The sequence below is a fragment of the Rufibacter sp. JT20002 genome (assembly GCF_056491185.1).
Window position 1 is genome coordinate 256,233 of record NZ_JBSZJY010000004.1, and the last position, 16,310, is coordinate 272,542.

Consider the following 16,310-nt stretch of genomic DNA (forward strand, 5'->3'; position numbering starts at 1 on the left):
TCAATATAAAGCAGAATAGTATCACCCTTTTCTAAGTCATATATCTAAAATCAAATTGCCGCAATCTAATATCTAGTATCTAACATCCAGCGTCCCAAAAGAAAAGAGCCATGTACAAAAGCGTTTTACAATCCATTGACGGCATTGAGATCTACCCAATTATCTCCTTCGTCATATTTTTCGCCTTCTTCCTTGGCTTGCTGGCCTACGTGGTGGTGGTGAAGAAGGAACATATCCAGAGCATGAAAGCAATGCCCCTGCAGAACGAAAACGGATTTGACCACCCACTAGACCTACGGTCATGAAACGATTGATACCCTATTTGGCATCCGCGCTGGTACTGGCCGGCATTGCCAGCCAGCCAGCCGTCGCGCAGGACGCCGTAAAAGGCAAAGCCGTTTTTGATGCCAACTGCGCCGCCTGCCACGCCGTGCAGGAGCAGGTGGTAGGTCCCGCCCTCAAAGACGTGCACAAACGCCGCGACGAGAAATGGATCACCAACTTCATCAAGAACTCCACCAAAGTCATCAGCAGTGGTGACAAGCAAGCGGTAGAGGTGTTTGAGAAGTTCGGGAAAGTGCAGATGACCAGCTTTGAAGGCACCCTCTCTGATGGTGACATTAAGGACGTGATTGCCTATGTCAAAGAAGAAAGCGAAAAACCTGCCCAGGCCAAAGTAGAGGAAACCGCCCCTGCTGATCACGGTAAAGTAGATGGCGCTGCACCCGCTGAAGCCCGCTTCAGTTTTAAAGCCCTGCCGCCTACTACGCAGGTATTGGTGGTACTCGTAGGTTTTCTGCTGGTGTTAGTGCTGGTGGGGATGGTCTTTACGTTCATCCAGGCACTGCCTTTGCTAAGTCAGTTGTATGACAAGCCCGCCCTCCGGAACACACCGATGGCCCGCTTTGTAGCTTTACTGCGTGGAGATACCTCTACCATCACGGGCAAACACAAAGACATTCTCATGGAAGACCATACCTATGACGGTATCTTTGAGTTTGACAACGACCTGCCGCCTTGGTGGAAGTACATGTTCTACGCGACCATCGTGTTTGGCGTGGCCTACCTGCTGCACTACCACGTGTTCCAGAGCGGTAACCTCCAGATCGCCGAGTACCAAGCCGAAGTACAACAAGCTTCTCTCCTGAACCCCGCCGGCAGCAGCGAAGGCAACGTAAACGAAGTCACCCACTTCAAACCGCTCACCGAGGCCCCTAAACTGGAAGCCGGAAAAGCCGCCTTTATTCAGAACTGCGCCGCTTGTCATGGTCAGGAAGGACAAGGGGTAGTTGGTCCTAACCTAACGGATGAGTTCTGGCTCCACGGTGGAGACGTGAACGACATCTACAAAACCATCAAATACGGCGTGACCAGCAAAGGCATGGTGGCCTGGCAGAAAAAGCTCAGCGATGACCAGATCCTGGAAGTGTCCAGCTATATCCTAAGTATCCAGGGCAGCAAACCCGCCAACGCCAAAGCCCCGCAAGGCGAGAAATACGTGCCTAAGAAGTAAAGTACATTACACCCTTTATTAGCTTAGTTTCAGCGGAGCCTCTACCATATGGTAGAGGCTTTTGCGTTTTAAATGAGTTTGTTTTTATGGATGGTTGTGTGCGTGGTGTGTATGTGCTGGCGGAGGAGTGCCGTACTATAAGCTTTTCTGTGCACGTAGTCCGCTTGTGCTGGCGGAGCGCCGCAGTTTGCGTAGGTGCATGAGCGTGGTTGTTGCATCGCTGGGCTCCGTGCGCTCGCGGCCGCGAGGCCCCGCCTTCCGGCCTCGCGCTGCTGTTTTAGCCTTGGCCAGTAGGCCTGCCTGCGGCACCAGGTCTAAAACAAAGGCGCTCAACCGAAAGGCTGGAATTGGGAATGCGCCAACTAAGCAGAGATTCTCGCCTTGAGGATTGCCCAAACGAGAGTTTGAGGCAGCGAGCGAAGCTCCGAAGAGGGGTGTTTACATCTGCCGGTCTTAACGTCTCCTCTCCTGTTTCCATGGTTCAAGTCTGTGACTTGGACCCAAAATGACCGGCAGTTTGTAACTGCCGTGAGGCGCTAATATCAAAGCTACGATTGCTGATCCGCTGGCGCGAGCTTGCAGCTCGTGCCTTCACGTTCCTTACTTCTTCAGGAACAAATGAAACAGATCAGGTATGCGTGCGGACACGAGCTGCAAGCTCGCGCCAGCGAAAGAATGCGAAGGAATCGAAAGTCGGCAGTTACAAACTGCCATCATCGTGGGTCCAAGTCACAGACTTGAACTATGCCATTTATAGTAGACCTAATTGGTTTTCAAAATCTGTGAGGTGTGGGGCGTTCCTTCCCACGCATTCCCGTTTCCAGCCTTTCGGTTGAGCGCCTTGTCAGGTTCCGGTGCCGCGAGGCATTGCGACCGAAGGGAGCAAAGGAAGCTGGCGCAGCGCGAGGCCGGAAGGCGGGGCCTCGCGGCCGTGAGCGCACGGAGCCCCGCTATGGAACAATAAAGCTCATGAGCTAACGCAATCGGCGGTCCTCCTCCAGCACAAACAGACTACGCGTTTCCAGAAATTTGCTTGTCCTCTTTAAAGTGTATCCTGCCCTGCGCAAACCTAACTTCAAACCTTGTTTCCTCAAAACACCTCCAAAACACCACCAGTCTGGCAAAAGATGACCAAGATCATTTAAGCCAATGATGTACGAGGTGGCATACGGCAGCAGGTACAGGTAATTTTACAATGTGCTTCGAAGGGTAAAAACCCACAAACAAAGCACGTTGAAAGTTAATCCCCTTCTCGCTGCCGGGCGCTCAACCGGTAAAAGGCCATGAGCACACTAGTAACAGATCCAGAGACCTACCGAGACTCCATCTCCACGGTAGATAAAGACGGGAAAAGGGTGTGGCTGTACCCTAAGAAGCCGAGCGGCAAACTGTACCAGTACCGCAAATACGTGAGCTATGCGCTTCTGACGCTTCTGTTTACGGGACCGTTTATGAAAGTAAATGGGCTGCCGTTGCTGTTGTTTAACATTCCGGCCCGCAAGTTCATCTTGTTTGGGATGATTTTCTGGCCACAAGATTTCTTTATCCTTTTAGTAGGGTTCATGGCCTTTATCCTGTTCATCATCCTGTTCACGGTGGTGTACGGACGGGTGTGGTGCGGTTGGGTGTGCCCGCAGACGATCTTCATGGAGATGGTGTTCCGCCGCATAGAGTACTGGATTGAAGGCGATGCGCCCAAGCAGAAAGCCCTGGACAAAGCGCCCTGGACTACGGAAAAAATCTGGAAGAAAACGGCCAAGCATACCTTGTTCGTGCTGGTGTCCTTCTTCATTGCCCATACCTTTCTGGCCTACATCATTGGCGTAGAAGAACTGCAGAAAATTGTGAGTGAAGGTCCTGCTGCCCACGCGGGTGGCTTGTTTTCCCTGGTGCTGTTTACCGGCGTTTTCTACTTCGTGTTTGCGAAGTTCCGGGAGCAGGTGTGTACCATTGTGTGCCCTTACGGAAGGTTGCAGGGTGTGATGCTGGATAAGAAATCCCTGACCGTAGCTTATGACTACGAGCGTGGTGAACCCAGGGGCAAACTTCGTAAAAACCAGGTGCGCACCGAGGGAGATTGTATTGACTGTCACCAATGCGTGCAAGTTTGTCCTACAGGAATCGATATTCGGAACGGGGCGCAGCAGATGGAATGCATCAACTGCACGGCCTGCATTGACATCTGTAACTCCATCATGGATCTGGTGAATAAGCCGCACGGGCTGATTCGGGTGGCCTCGGAAGAAAGCATCTCTGAGAAGAAGACCTGGACATTTACTGGCCGCATGAAAGCGTATACGGCGGTGCTGGTGTTGCTGATAGGCGCTTTCGCTACGCTGCTCATTACCCGCAGCAACATAGACGCTACCATTCTCCGCACGCCGGGCATGCTCTACCAGCAAACCGACAAAGGCACCGTCACAAACCTCTACAACATCACGCTCATCAACAAAACCGACGAAGAGCTGCCCATCACCTTGAAACTGCTTTCCTCAGAAGGTTCTATCAAGGTGGTGCGCAACGAATTGGTGCTGCCAAAGCAAGGCTTGGTGGAAGGTGTGTTTTTCGCGGAGATTCCCAAAAACAGTCTTAAATCGGCTTCTTCTAAAATTGAGATTGGCGTTTTCAGCGGAGACAAACTCATTGCCACCGAGAAAACCAAGTTCCTGGGGCCAAGCCACTAATCAACCACAACTCAGGACTCAGAACTCTAAATCATGAACACAAAAGCACTTCCCCAAAAAGCCTCCTGGTGGCCTAAGCTGATCATTGCCGCCTTTGTCTTCTTTGCCCTGTTCATCGGGAACATGGTACGGCAGGCGATGAAATCTGATGTGAACCTGGTAAGCCAGGATTACTACCAGAAAGAACTGGCCTTTCAGCAGCACATGGAGCAGGTAAAAGCCACCCATACCCTGGAATCACAGGTATTGCTCACCCACGTGCAGGCCGCTGAACAGCTCAGCATTGTGTTTCCGGCGGGGGTGAAGGCCGCAGAGGTGGAAGGGCAGATCAACTTTTTCCGGCCATCAGATGCGAAACTAGACTTTACCTTGGCCCTGAACCTGAACGAAGACGGGCAGCAGCACATCAGAACCGCTGAACTAGCAAAAGGGTTATGGCGCATTCAACTGAACTGGAAACAGGCGGGCAAAGCCTATTACCTACAAAAAGATTTCACCATAGAATAACATGATCTGGACGGGGTTTATACTGGGCATTCTGGGCAGTTTTCACTGCGTAGGCATGTGCGGCGCCATTGCCTTGTCTTTGCCGGTGGGTAAGGGGAGCGGCTGGTCCTTTGTAACCGGGCGGTTCCTATATAATCTTGGCAGGTTGGTCACCTACAGTCTTCTAGGGGCAGGGGCGGGGTTATTGGGCAAAAGCCTGCAACTGGCGGGTCTGCAACAAACACTCTCCATTGTATCTGGGGTGTTGATTTTGTTGCTTGTAGTAGTGCCTGCCACCACCTCTGCCAAATTCAGGAAGGCGACCGGATTGGAGAGCATGCTTCAGAGGGTGAAGGTGTCTATGGGCTTTTTCTTCCAGAAGAAAGGCGTGTGGGCGTTGGGTGCGGTGGGCCTGCTGAACGGCTTGCTGCCCTGTGGGTTTGTCTACTTCGCGCTGGCCGGCGCTGTGAGCATGCCCTCCGTGGCAGATTCTATGCTGTACATGCTGTTATTTGGGGCAGGCACGTTCCCGCTGATGTTCTTGCTATCCCTCTCAGGAAGATACATTCAATTGGGCCTGCGCCGATTCTTTACCAAAGTGATTCCGTATGCCGCCGCCTGTCTGGCTATTCTGTTTATCCTGCGTGGCCTGAACCTGGGGATTCCTTACGTGAGCCCCGCTACCCCTACTTCAAGCCTGGCCGATTCGTCCATGGCTACTTGTCATTCTGCTACTGTGAATCCCTAACTCAGATTTTCTCTTTTAAAATGAAAAAAATACTCGTCCTCACTGATTTTTCCCAAAACAGCATTAATGCTTATGGCTATGCCGTGAAGATGGCCTGCCAGCTAAAAGCCGAGATTCTTCTGCTTTTCAGTACCAACGGAACCCCCTTGTCGCTCACCAACCAGCTGCAATACTCCCAACAGTTGCACAGCTTTGCCAAGCGTTACGCCTGTGATTCGCGCCGGCAGCAAAACCCGAACCACACGGAGTGCTTGATCAGCGGAGACACCTGGGTGAGTTTGCTGCCTACCATGGCCTCGGTTCATAACCCAGATCTGATAGTGGCAGGATCAGGTTTACTGGAGGTGATGGAGTGCGGAGGCCAACAACTGAATCTACAGGAAATAGCCGGTAGCCCTGTGCTCTGGATTCCGGAGAAAGCCTTGTACCAGCCGCTGAAGCACTTGGTGTTTGTAACCGATTTCTTAGATCAGGACCCCGAGGTAATTGACTTGGTCAAGAGGTACGCACAAGCTTTTGAAGCGGAAGTATCTTCTGTGCATTTCTACTCACCAGCAGAAAGAGGAAATCTGGCCGAAATCAAGAAGCAAGGGGCTGAACTGAGTTGGGTACTAGGTAGTCAAGGAGCCTGCCATATGCTGGAGGAGGAAGATATCATTGAAGGCCTGGAAGAATATACAGAAAAGTACCCGGTAGATTTGTTCCTGATCGCAACCCGCGATACCCATGTAACGCACCAGTATCTGCACCAGGTGTACCGGAAAACGGATGCCTGCCAGAACAGTATTCCGCTGCTTAATCTGTATCAGGCCAAGAATAACCCTTGCGCCAGAACTTGCACCCATTGCCAAGCCTATCATGCACCATCAGAGGCTTCTTTAAGCCATCAGCTCTAGAAGAGCCGGCCTTTTCAGGCTGTTTTCAGAAAATGGCTTTATAAACGGATCAGTGCCTTAGAATTGTAGGGCAACCTGAAAAGATGATGAATCTCATTTTTTCAGGTTGCCCTTGTCATTCCCCCCGACAGGCCACCGCTCTACCTTTGTCTTGTACTTTACAGTTGAGAAGGCAAGATGAACGTTTTAGAGAACCCCCTTCAGGAACAATCCTTAGAAAAGCTTATCCAGAAATACAATGTCTCCGCGCCCAGGTATACCAGCTACCCTACAGTTCCGTTCTGGGACCAGGAGGCACCTGCCGCCGAGCAATGGTTCCAGGTGGTGGAGAAGGCTTTTAACGAGTCCAATGCTACCAAAGGCATTAGTCTGTACCTGCACCTTCCGTTTTGCGAGTCGCTTTGCACGTACTGTGGCTGCAATACCCGCATCACCAAAAATCATGGAGTAGAGTTGGGTTACATAGAAACCCTGTTGGCGGAGTGGCAGCAGTATGTAAGCCATTTTTCTGAAAAGCCTATTATACGGGAACTGCACCTGGGTGGGGGAACTCCTACCTTCTTTAGCCCAGAGAACCTGAGGATTTTGCTGGAAGGTATCTACGCCTCGGCGGAGATTCACCCAGAAGGGGAGTTCAGCTTTGAAGGGCACCCCAATAACACCACTACAGAGCATTTGCAAACGCTGTATGATCTGGGCTTCAGAAGGGTAAGTTATGGAATTCAGGACTTTGACCCCTTGGTGCAACTGACCATCCACCGCATCCAGCCGTTTGAGAAGGTGAAAGTGGCTACAGAAGAAGCCCGCCGCATTGGATATGAGTCGGTGAACTTTGATTTGATTTACGGGTTGCCGCACCAGACCCCCGCCAGCGTGAAGGATACCATTCACCAGGTGGCCCTGCTCAGACCAGACCGGATTGCTTTCTATAGCTATGCCCACGTGCCATGGGTGAAACCAAGCCAGAGAGGGTACTCAGAGAAGGATCTGCCCGCTGGACCCGCTAAAAGAGCTTTGTATGAACTTGGGCTGCAACTATTCAGAGACCTGGGCTACCATGACATTGGCATGGATCATTTCGCTTTGCCACAGGATGCCTTGTATCTGGCCCAGCAGAAAGGAACGCTGCACCGTAACTTCATGGGCTACACAACCTGCCATACCGATCTGCTGATTGGGCTGGGTGCCTCGTCTATCAGTGATGCTAAGTACGGCTACCTGCAGAACCTGAAGAAAGTAGAAGAATACAAAGCGGGCATTGCCAACGGCAATCTGGCTATTCTGAAAGGTCATTTGCTTACCCAAGAAGACTTAATTCGGAAGGAAGCTATCTTAGATTTGGCCTGTAAAGGGCAGTTGCAACTTACTTCAGAAAACCTGTTCATGTTAGATGAGCCTACCATGGCAAATCTGTGGCAGATGGAGAAAGAAGGATTGCTTTCCATGGAGGATAGGATGATACGCATTTCTTCTTTGGGCCAAGCTTTTCTCCGGAACATCTGCATGCTCTTTGATCAAAAGGTGAAACAAGCCGAGCAGGAATTCTCCTCTACTTTCAGCAAAGCCATCTAAAGTAAGCCAGAGTAAGCGCGTAAAACCCCCTTTGCGCTTTTGGCCCGTTTTCAGGAAAACAGGCTTAAAGCGAAAAGGGGGTTCTGTTTTATAATTGCCTCAGCTTGCTTTAGAACTATCCTACAGACAGCACGTTTTCACACGCTGCTCCGGTTTCAAAACAGTTTAGATTATACAGAGTGGTATCAGCAATGTTACTGAGCGCCGTTTGGGTGAGGAATGCCTGGTGGCCTGTAATCAGAACGTTGGGTAATGCTTTCAGTTGGGCGAATAATTTGTCTGTTACGGGCTGGTTTGATAAATCCTGAAAGAAAAGATGCCTTTCATTTTCGTAGACGTCCAGGCCGGCGGCGCTTACTTGTCCGTTTTGCAGCGCTTGGATAAGGTCAGCGGTATTGACTAAGCCACCCCGACTGGTATTCAGAAGGAGTACTCCTTTTTTGGTTTTAGCCAGCGTTTCAGCTTTGATCATGTAACGGGTAGCAGCATTAAGCGGAGCATGCAGGGAAATGATATCTGATTCGCGCAGGAGGGTATCAAAGGAGACAGATTCTATTGGAAAGCCCTGTGGCGCAGGCTCAGCAATATCATACAGTAAAATCCGGCAGCCAAAACCGTGCATGATTCTGGCAAACACAGCCCCAATTTTCCCTAGTCCTATGATGCCAACGGTTTTTCCGTTCAGGTCAAACCCAATGAGATTGTCTAAGCAGAAATTATTCTGTTCAATCCTTTGGTGGGCCGGGATCAGGTGGCGGTTAAGGGCCAAAAGGAGAGCCGCCGTGTGTTCTGCAATGGCGTAGGGCGAGTAAGCAGGTACCCGGGCAACCAGAATGCCCAGTTCTTTTGCTTTCTGTAAGTCTACATAGTCATAACCCGCCGACCGCAGGGCTACATACCGCACTCCCAGGTTGTGCAGGTACTCTAATACTTCGGCGGACGCATCATCAGAAGTAAAAAGCGCAATTGCCTGGCTACCGATGGCTTCCGGTGCTGTTTCTATGGTTAGCGTTTTGTTTACAAATTTTAGCTGGTGTTTCTGTTTATTGGCCTTGGCTAAAAAATCTTGCTCAAACGGATGAGCACTATAAACCGTGATGCGCATGCTTCAGTAGTTAAGGAAGTGAGCAGTTGAAAAAGAGGAGTTATTTCAGGAATACGTTTCCTGGCTTAATTGCTCATGTAGGTTTAGCTTTTTTGGATAGTTCCTGGTTTCCTGAAAGGCCAGCAAGGGAACCTGCGTTTGGAACAGCAGCCTTTTTGAAATGCTTCTGTGCAGCAGTTCTTCCAGGAAAACCTTCTCATGCGTAGCAATGGCCAATATCTCTGTTTGATTCTCCTGCACAAAATCAAAAATGCCTTTGACCACGTCATCCTCCTTCCGTTGAATAAGACTGTAGTTTTCTACTGGATAAGTTTTGATGATAGATTGGAGCAAAGAAAAATCTGGAACAAGGTTCAGTTGCCGCTCAGACAAACAATTGATGATAGACACCTGAGCTTTGAAAGGACTTGCCCATTGGAAGAGTTGCTGTAAAACTGACGTCACCTCACTATCCAAGTCGTAAGCGAATGCAATTTGATGAATACCCTTGAACGTTGCATTTTGCGGAACCAATAGCACAGGGCATTGGGCATGGTTCATAAAGGCCAGTGCGTTGGTGCCAAAAATCTTGTCTAGAAAACCGCTTTGGCCGTGGGTACCCATGACCACAAAATCAACGGCATTTTGCGTAGCCAAGCTATTAATCTCAGCCACTAGATTCCCTGCTTTACAAACGGCCTCCATTTCTAAAGGTGCAGAGACGCGGATTTTCTCTGCCAATGCTTTAAGTTCTTGTTCAGCATCAACAAAAAGCTGGGTAGCGATTGGCTCAATTTCTGTGGTAAAGTCATAGAATTTAGTAGCCCGATCCACCACATGAACCAACAAAATCCTGGACTGGGAAACAGTGGCTACCGACAGGGCGTAATCCAAGGCATTGGACGCGATGGCAGAAAAATCAGTAGGGACTAAGATCGTTTTCATGGGCTTTATTGATTTATAGGAGTTCACAATTGATTGATAAGACAAGTTATCCTAGACCAAGTTGGTAAGAAATGACCTTGTACAGCCGCTAGGATGACATTGGTCATCATTTTCATGTCAGCAGAAAGGCTAACTTTGAATTTGGGAAAGAGTACCAGAGGAGAGAAAACCAGACGTGCATGACTGAAGACCTTGAAGGGTTTGCCAACTCATGGCAACAAAGCATAGATGATAAAAATAGGCTGAAAGCCATTATAGATACGGCCATTGATGGTATCATCACCATTGATGAGCGGGGGATTGTGGAAAGCGTGAACCCGGCAGCGGCCCGCATTTTTGGGTACCTTCCCGAGGAAGTCATTGGCCAGAACATTAAGTTGCTCATGCCGGAGCCTGACCGCAGCCAGCATGACCAGTACATTGAGAATTACCAGCGCACCGGTGTAGGCCAGATCATTGGCAAAGGCCGCGAGGTGTTGGGCAGGCGCAAAGACGGTTCGGTTTTTCCGTTTCTATTAAGTATTAGTGAGGTAAACCTGCAGAATAAAAAGATTTTCACCGGGATTATTCATGATATCACCAACCTGAAGAAAGCCGAAGCGGCCCTGCGGGAAAGTGAAAATAAAATCAACTCCATTATCCAGGCAGCGGTAGACGGCATTATCACCATTGATACCCGCGGCGTCATTGAAATGGTGAACCCCTCGGCGGCGAAGCTTTTCGGGTACGAGGCGGGGGAGTTATTGGGCCGCAGCATTAATGTACTGATGCCTGAGCCTGATCATAGCCAGCATGACAGGTACATGGATAACTATCATGAAACGGGCCACAGAAAAATCATCGGGATTGGCCGTGAGGTGACCGGCCTACGCAAAGATGGGTCTACGTTTCCTTTCTATTTAAGCATAAGTGAGGTAGAACTAGCCGACCGTAAAGTGTACACCGGCTTTATTCATGACATTACCCAACAGAAACTAAACGAGGAAAAGCTGAGACGCTATGCCGCCGAGTTGGAGCGCAGTAACCTGGAGTTGCAGGATTTTGCCTACGTTTCTTCCCATGACCTGCAGGAACCCCTGCGCAAGATTCAGGCCTTCGGGGACCGGCTCAAGACCAAAGAGTATGCTAACCTAAGTGATCAGGGAAAAGACTATGTAGACCGGATGCTCAACGCGGCTTCGCGCATGCAGAACCTCATCAATGACCTGCTTTCTTTCTCCAGGGTAACCAGCAAAGCCAATCCGTTTGTGAAAGTGAGTTTAGACGCCATTCTAAGCGGGGTGTTGTCAGATTTAGAGGTGACCATTGAGCAGACAGGCACGCAGATCATCCGGTCGCCGCTGCCATCAATAGAGGCGGAGCCCACCCAGATGCGGCAGCTTTTTCAGAACCTCATCAGCAACGCCATCAAGTTCAGGAAAGAAGGTGAAAAGCCGGTGATCTCTATCTCCGCCAAGATTGTGCAACACAAGGCGCACTTAACCGCTACCCCCGGTGATGAAGTAGTACAGATTTCCATTCAGGACAACGGAATAGGATTTCAGGAGAAATACCTGGACCGTATCTTCAATATTTTTCAGCGTCTGGAGGGGCAGAAATACGAAGGCTCTGGCATTGGCCTGGCTATCTGCCGCAAGATTGCCGTGCGGCACGGAGGCGATATCACCGCCCAGAGTCAGCCCGGGGTAGGCACCACCTTCCTCATCACATTGGCGTTGAAACAACCTCAAGACCAAGAACTATGACCCAAAGTAAAAGCATAGCTATTCTCATTGCCGATGACGATGCCGAAGACCGCATGCTCCTAAGGGAGGCCATGGAGGAAAATCACTTACCAAACGAACTCTTCTTTGTAGAGAACGGCGAAGAGTTGATGGATTTCCTGTGCCACCGAGGCAACTATGCAGACAAGGAAGGCTACCCTTTACCCGGCCTCATTCTTTTGGACCTGAACATGCCCAAGAAAGATGGGCGCGAGGCGCTGAAGGAAATCAAAGAAGACGTGAACCTGAAGCATATACCGGTGGTGGTGCTCACTACCTCCAAGGCCGAGGAAGACATCTTAAAGACCTATGATTTAGGGGTAAGTTCCTTTATCACCAAACCGGTGACGTTTGCCTCCCTGGTGGAAATGATCAAAACCTTAGCCGATTATTGGTTTGATTTGGTAGAACTGCCTAAAAACCCGAAGCTCTAATCTAACCCATGCACATGGCAGAGACAGATCCTGAACCTATCAAGGTGTTGCTGGTAGACGATGATGAGGATGATTTTATTATCACCAGTGATATCATCCATGATATTCCGGCACGGGTGTATTCCTTGGAATGGGAGCCTTCTTTTGAAGGTGCTTTAAAGAAAATAGCCCTGAAACAGCATGACGTTTATCTGGTAGATTACCGGTTGGGCGCGCATGATGGGCTGGAACTGATTACCCAGGCCCTCCAAAACGGCGCCGTTGCTCCCTTTATTCTATTGACTGGGCAATCTGACCGAGAAACAGACGAGAAAGCCATGCGTTTGGGTGCTTCTGATTTCCTGATCAAAGGGCGGCTTACTTCCTTTGATTTAGAGCGTTCTATCCGCTACAGCATGGAGCACGCCAAAAACTTGGCAGAAATCCAGACGCTCAACGCGGAGCTGGAGCAACGAGTAGCGGTCCGGACCCAGGAGTTGGCTCAGACTATCAGTCAGCTGAAAGAAACAAACAAAAGCCTGTTTGAGGCCCAGCAGGAAATAAAGAAAGCCCTGCAAAAGGAGAAAGACTTGAATGAGTTGAAGTCCAGGTTTGTCACCATTGCCTCGCATGAGTTCAGAACCCCGTTAAGCACCGTTTTGTCATCGGCCTCTTTGATAGGGAAATACAAACTCACCGAAGACGATGACAAACGGCAGAAACATGTGACCCGCATCAAATCGGCGGTGAATAACCTTACGGGTATTTTAAACGACTTTCTATCCTTGAGCCGGATTGAAGAAGGAAAGATCTATAATGTTCCCACCGATTTTGACCTCAAAGCCTTCATGGAGGAGATCATAGATGAGATGCAAGGATATATCAAAATGGGCCAGGTCATCCGGTATGACCACAAAGGAACGCCAGCTACCGTTACCTTAGACAAGCAACTCATCAAGAACATTGTGCTCAACCTGCTCTCCAACGCCAGCAAGTATTCCGCCGAGGGGAAAGAAATCCACTTAACCACGGTGGTGGAGGCAGATAAGGTGAAAATTGAAGTCCAGGACCAAGGAATCGGGATTCCGGAAGCGGACCAGAACCATTTGTTCACGCCATTTTTCCGGGCCCAGAATGCAGCCAATTATGAAGGGACGGGTTTAGGGCTCAACATTGTGAAGCGGTACGTAGACATCATGAACGGAGCGCTCTCCTACACCAGCCAGCAAAATGTAGGCACCACTTTTACAGTTCAATTCTCTTATAACCCCAGCGTATGAAAAAGATTCTGCTCATAGAAGACAACCACGAGATACGGGAAAACATAGCCGAGATATTGTCCTTGGCTAACTATGAAGTGCTGGAGGCGGAACATGGCAAAGCCGGAGTAGAGGTTGCCAAGAATGAAAAGCCAGACCTGATCATCTGTGACATCATGATGCCGCAGTTAGATGGCTATGGCGTTTTGCATATGTTGAGCAAGAACCCGGCTACCTCGGGCATTCCGTTCATTTTCCTGACGGCCAAATCAGAGAAAGAAGATTTCAGAAAGGGCATGAACTTGGGCGCGGATGATTACCTCATCAAGCCCTTTGACGACCTGGAACTACTGGATGCGGTGGAGATGCGCCTAAAGAAAAACGAGATCTTGCGGGCCGATTTCCAGAAGAACGCCCAGGGGCTGAGCGATTTCTTGCAAGAGGCCAAAGGGATGCAGGAACTCAACAACCTCATCTCCAATGAACGCAAGATATCGGTCTTCAAGAAAAAGCAGCAGCTCTTCGCCGAAGGTCAGTACCCGCATTCTCTGTTCTTCCTGAATAAAGGCAAAATCAAAACCTACAAAACAAACGAGGAAGGCCGCGAATACATCACGAATTTGTATAAAGAAGGGGAATTCATTGGCTACCTGGACCTGGTAGAAGACCAAACCTACCGTGAATCAGCGGAAGCGTTGGAAGACTCTGAGGTCTGTATCATCAACAAAGACGATTTTAACTCGCTGCTCTACCAGAACCGCGACGTCGCCAACAAATTCATCAAAATCCTTTCTGGCAACCTGGCAGACAGGGAAGAACGCCTCCTGAAGTTGGCCTACAACTCAGTACGCAAACGGGTAGCCGAAGCCTTGTTGCTGGTAGAGAAACAGTACCAGCAAGACGAAGGTAAAAACACGCAGGTGAACATCTCCCGTGAGGACCTTGCCAACATTGTGGGGGCTTCAAAAGAGACGGTGATCAGAACCCTTTCAGATTTCAAAGACGAAAAGCTCATCAGCATCAAAGGCGGCAAAATCACCATCCTCAACCTGGAAAAGCTCATTAAAATGCGCAACTAAGGTGCTCCGTACAAAGCGCAGGATACATTAGTTAAGATCTTAAAACCTCATGCATTCCGTCCCCCTTTGAAGGGGGTAGGGGGATGACCAAGTTGTTTAAAGGACCTTCTCCCATGCTACAGGACAAGGGCAACCACAAGGGATTGCCCCTACATTTCGAGAATGCCATGAACTGCACGAGTAATCATCTCCTTACTTATCAATGGGGTGAATAACCAACACAAAAGTGGGTATTTGATTATACTTCCCAGTTTTACAGTAAAAATGTTTCAGGCCTATTTTCCGAAAACAGCCCCTAAACTGAGATTTAATGTTCTTTAAATAAGAAGCAGTTTACTTGATATAAGTCCTCTAAAAGGATGACAAAGGTCATATTCTGTCAGCGGTTGTACCCCGAAATTTGTAGGGTAATCAGGAAACCATGCAGCCACAATTCAAAGCCCTTTCTTTATCTTACAAGAATGCACCCATCGGCATCCGCGAGATGATTTCTCTGAACGAGATTGGGTGTAAGAATTTATTGGACAAGGTAAAAGAATTCACTTCTGCCCAAGAGGTGTTGGTACTCTCTACCTGTAACCGTACCGAGGTGTATTACAGCGCGGATAAAGACTTGTCCAAAGAAATCGTCAAACTCATCGCCATAGAAAAGGGCTTTTTAGCCACCAGTTCCGTTGCACCCTATTTCCTGCCCATCCTGAACCACCAGGAGGCGGTGCGGCATTTGTTTAACGTGGCCATCGGGTTGGAGTCGCAGGTGGTGGGTGATTTCCAGATTTTGAACCAGGTAAAGAAAGCCTACACTTGGGCGGCAGAGGCAGGGGCAGTAGGGCCTTTTCTGCATAGGTTACTACACACCATTTTTGCCACAAACAAACGAGTCAGCAATGAAACCGCTTTCAGAGACGGGGCTGCCTCGGTGGCCTATGCTACCGTTGAACTGGTGGAGGAAGTGACGAAGGGGTTAGATAACCCAAGAATATTGATGATTGGGGTAGGGGAGATGGGCAGCACCGTTTGCCTGAACTTTCAAAAAACCAGCCTCAAAAACGTTGTGGTGGTGAACCGTACGCACCAAAAAGCAGCAGATTTAGCCAGAAGAGCCAATGCCCAGGCGGTGTACTGGGAAGACCTCAACCAAGAGTTACAGCAAGCAGACGTGGTGATTTCCTCGGTCCCCGGCGATTGCTTCTCCTTGGGCAAGGAAAGATTCCAGGACCAGGCTTTCCAAAAGCCCAAATTCTTCCTGGACCTTTCCATGCCCCGCAGTATTCAAGACGATCTGGTCTCTCTACCAGGCGTTAGAGTGTACAACGTGGACACTATCAAAAACAGGGCAACTGAAGCGGTGACCAGAAGATTGGCTTCGGTGCCGGACGTCCAGGATATCATCTCTGAGTCTATGGCCGAGTTCAATGCCTGGGAAAAGGAAATGGAGCTTTCCCCAGTTATTCAGCAATTCAAAAATAAACTGGAGGAAATTAGGAAGCAGGAAGTGGCTCGGGCGCTAAAGAAAGCAAGCGGCCAGGAACAGGAACTGCTGGAAAGCGTCACTAAAAACATCTTGAACAAAATCATGAAATTGCCGGTGTTAGAACTGAAGGCGGCGTGCCGGCGGGGTGAGTCTGACGCTTTGTTAGACGGACTTGCGATGCTGTTCAAACTGGAAGATCAAGCCGAGTTGGTAGAAGCTTAATCCAGAATCAGGAGAAAAACATTGGTAAACCTGCTTTTCAGTTCCGAGGACGTGTGAACTTAAGTTGGGGACCTTATCCTCTTTCCATTGCACTCTTTCTTTAATATGCAGTGGCTGAAATAAAACCTTTGTTAAGGATGATGTTTAGATCGGAAGGAAAAGGGTGCCCCAA

At 49.4% G+C, this 16,310-nt stretch carries 14 protein-coding genes; 12 read left to right on the forward strand and 2 right to left on the reverse strand.

Going from position 1 to position 16,310, the window contains the following annotated elements:
* Nucleotides 1-110: 110 nt before the first annotated feature.
* The 7 genes from ACW9SV_RS17925 (at nt 111) to hemN (ending at nt 7,899) form a co-directional block, all read left to right on the forward strand.
* A complete protein-coding gene (locus tag ACW9SV_RS17925; protein ID WP_123129119.1) occupies nt 111-305 on the forward strand; it encodes a hypothetical protein in 195 nt (64 codons plus the stop codon).
* Nucleotides 302-1,513 (forward strand): c-type cytochrome, encoded by a 1,212-nt coding sequence (locus ACW9SV_RS17930; RefSeq protein ID WP_479558141.1) that lies wholly within the window; start codon nt 302-304, stop codon nt 1,511-1,513. The genes ACW9SV_RS17925 and ACW9SV_RS17930 overlap by 4 nt, the downstream gene beginning before the upstream one ends.
* Before the next feature lie 1,283 nt (nt 1,514-2,796).
* Complete coding sequence (gene ccoG, locus ACW9SV_RS17935) at nt 2,797-4,197, forward strand: cytochrome c oxidase accessory protein CcoG (RefSeq protein ID WP_479558142.1); 1,401 nt, start codon at nt 2,797-2,799, stop codon at nt 4,195-4,197.
* A 33-nt stretch (nt 4,198-4,230) separates the two neighbouring features.
* A complete protein-coding gene (locus ACW9SV_RS17940; protein WP_479558143.1) occupies nt 4,231-4,704 on the forward strand; it encodes a FixH family protein in 474 nt (157 codons plus the stop codon).
* Between the two features lies 1 nt (nt 4,705).
* A complete protein-coding gene (locus ACW9SV_RS17945; RefSeq protein WP_479558144.1) occupies nt 4,706-5,431 on the forward strand; it encodes a sulfite exporter TauE/SafE family protein in 726 nt (241 codons plus the stop codon).
* 20 nt (nt 5,432-5,451) lie between these two features.
* Nucleotides 5,452-6,327 (forward strand): universal stress protein, encoded by an 876-nt coding sequence (locus ACW9SV_RS17950; RefSeq protein WP_479558145.1) that lies wholly within the window; start codon nt 5,452-5,454, stop codon nt 6,325-6,327.
* A 177-nt stretch (nt 6,328-6,504) separates the two neighbouring features.
* Complete coding sequence (gene hemN / locus ACW9SV_RS17955) at nt 6,505-7,899, forward strand: oxygen-independent coproporphyrinogen III oxidase (RefSeq protein ID WP_479558146.1); 1,395 nt, start codon at nt 6,505-6,507, stop codon at nt 7,897-7,899.
* 115 nt (nt 7,900-8,014) lie between these two features.
* On the opposite strand, the gene ACW9SV_RS17960 is transcribed toward hemN, so the two are convergent.
* Together ACW9SV_RS17960 and ACW9SV_RS17965 are read right to left on the reverse strand one after the other, a co-directional pair.
* On the reverse strand, nt 8,015-9,004 hold the full coding sequence (locus ACW9SV_RS17960; RefSeq protein WP_479558147.1) for a 2-hydroxyacid dehydrogenase: 990 nt from the start codon (nt 9,002-9,004) through the stop codon (nt 8,015-8,017).
* A 45-nt stretch (nt 9,005-9,049) separates the two neighbouring features.
* Nucleotides 9,050-9,928, reverse strand: coding sequence for a universal stress protein (locus ACW9SV_RS17965; protein WP_479558148.1), 879 nt, complete (start codon nt 9,926-9,928; stop codon nt 9,050-9,052).
* A gap of 179 nt (nt 9,929-10,107) precedes the next feature.
* Between ACW9SV_RS17965 and ACW9SV_RS17970 the strand changes: the two genes are divergently transcribed.
* The 5 genes from ACW9SV_RS17970 (at nt 10,108) to hemA (ending at nt 16,138) form a co-directional block, all read left to right on the forward strand.
* Nucleotides 10,108-11,673 (forward strand): sensor histidine kinase, encoded by a 1,566-nt coding sequence (locus tag ACW9SV_RS17970; RefSeq protein WP_479558149.1) that lies wholly within the window; start codon nt 10,108-10,110, stop codon nt 11,671-11,673.
* Nucleotides 11,670-12,125, forward strand: coding sequence for a response regulator (locus ACW9SV_RS17975; RefSeq protein WP_149093076.1), 456 nt, complete (start codon nt 11,670-11,672; stop codon nt 12,123-12,125). The genes ACW9SV_RS17970 and ACW9SV_RS17975 overlap by 4 nt, the downstream gene beginning before the upstream one ends.
* A 14-nt stretch (nt 12,126-12,139) precedes the next feature.
* On the forward strand, nt 12,140-13,384 hold the full coding sequence (locus ACW9SV_RS17980) for a sensor histidine kinase (RefSeq protein WP_479558150.1): 1,245 nt from the start codon (nt 12,140-12,142) through the stop codon (nt 13,382-13,384).
* Nucleotides 13,381-14,442 carry a response regulator gene (locus ACW9SV_RS17985; RefSeq protein ID WP_479558151.1) on the forward strand — a complete coding sequence of 354 codons (1,062 nt, stop codon included), beginning with the start codon at nt 13,381-13,383 and terminating at the stop codon, nt 14,440-14,442. Before ACW9SV_RS17980 ends, ACW9SV_RS17985 begins: the two co-directional genes overlap by 4 nt.
* Nucleotides 14,443-14,863: 421 nt before the next feature.
* Nucleotides 14,864-16,138, forward strand: coding sequence for a glutamyl-tRNA reductase (hemA, locus tag ACW9SV_RS17990; RefSeq protein WP_479558152.1), 1,275 nt, complete (start codon nt 14,864-14,866; stop codon nt 16,136-16,138).
* Nucleotides 16,139-16,310 lie beyond the last annotated feature (172 nt).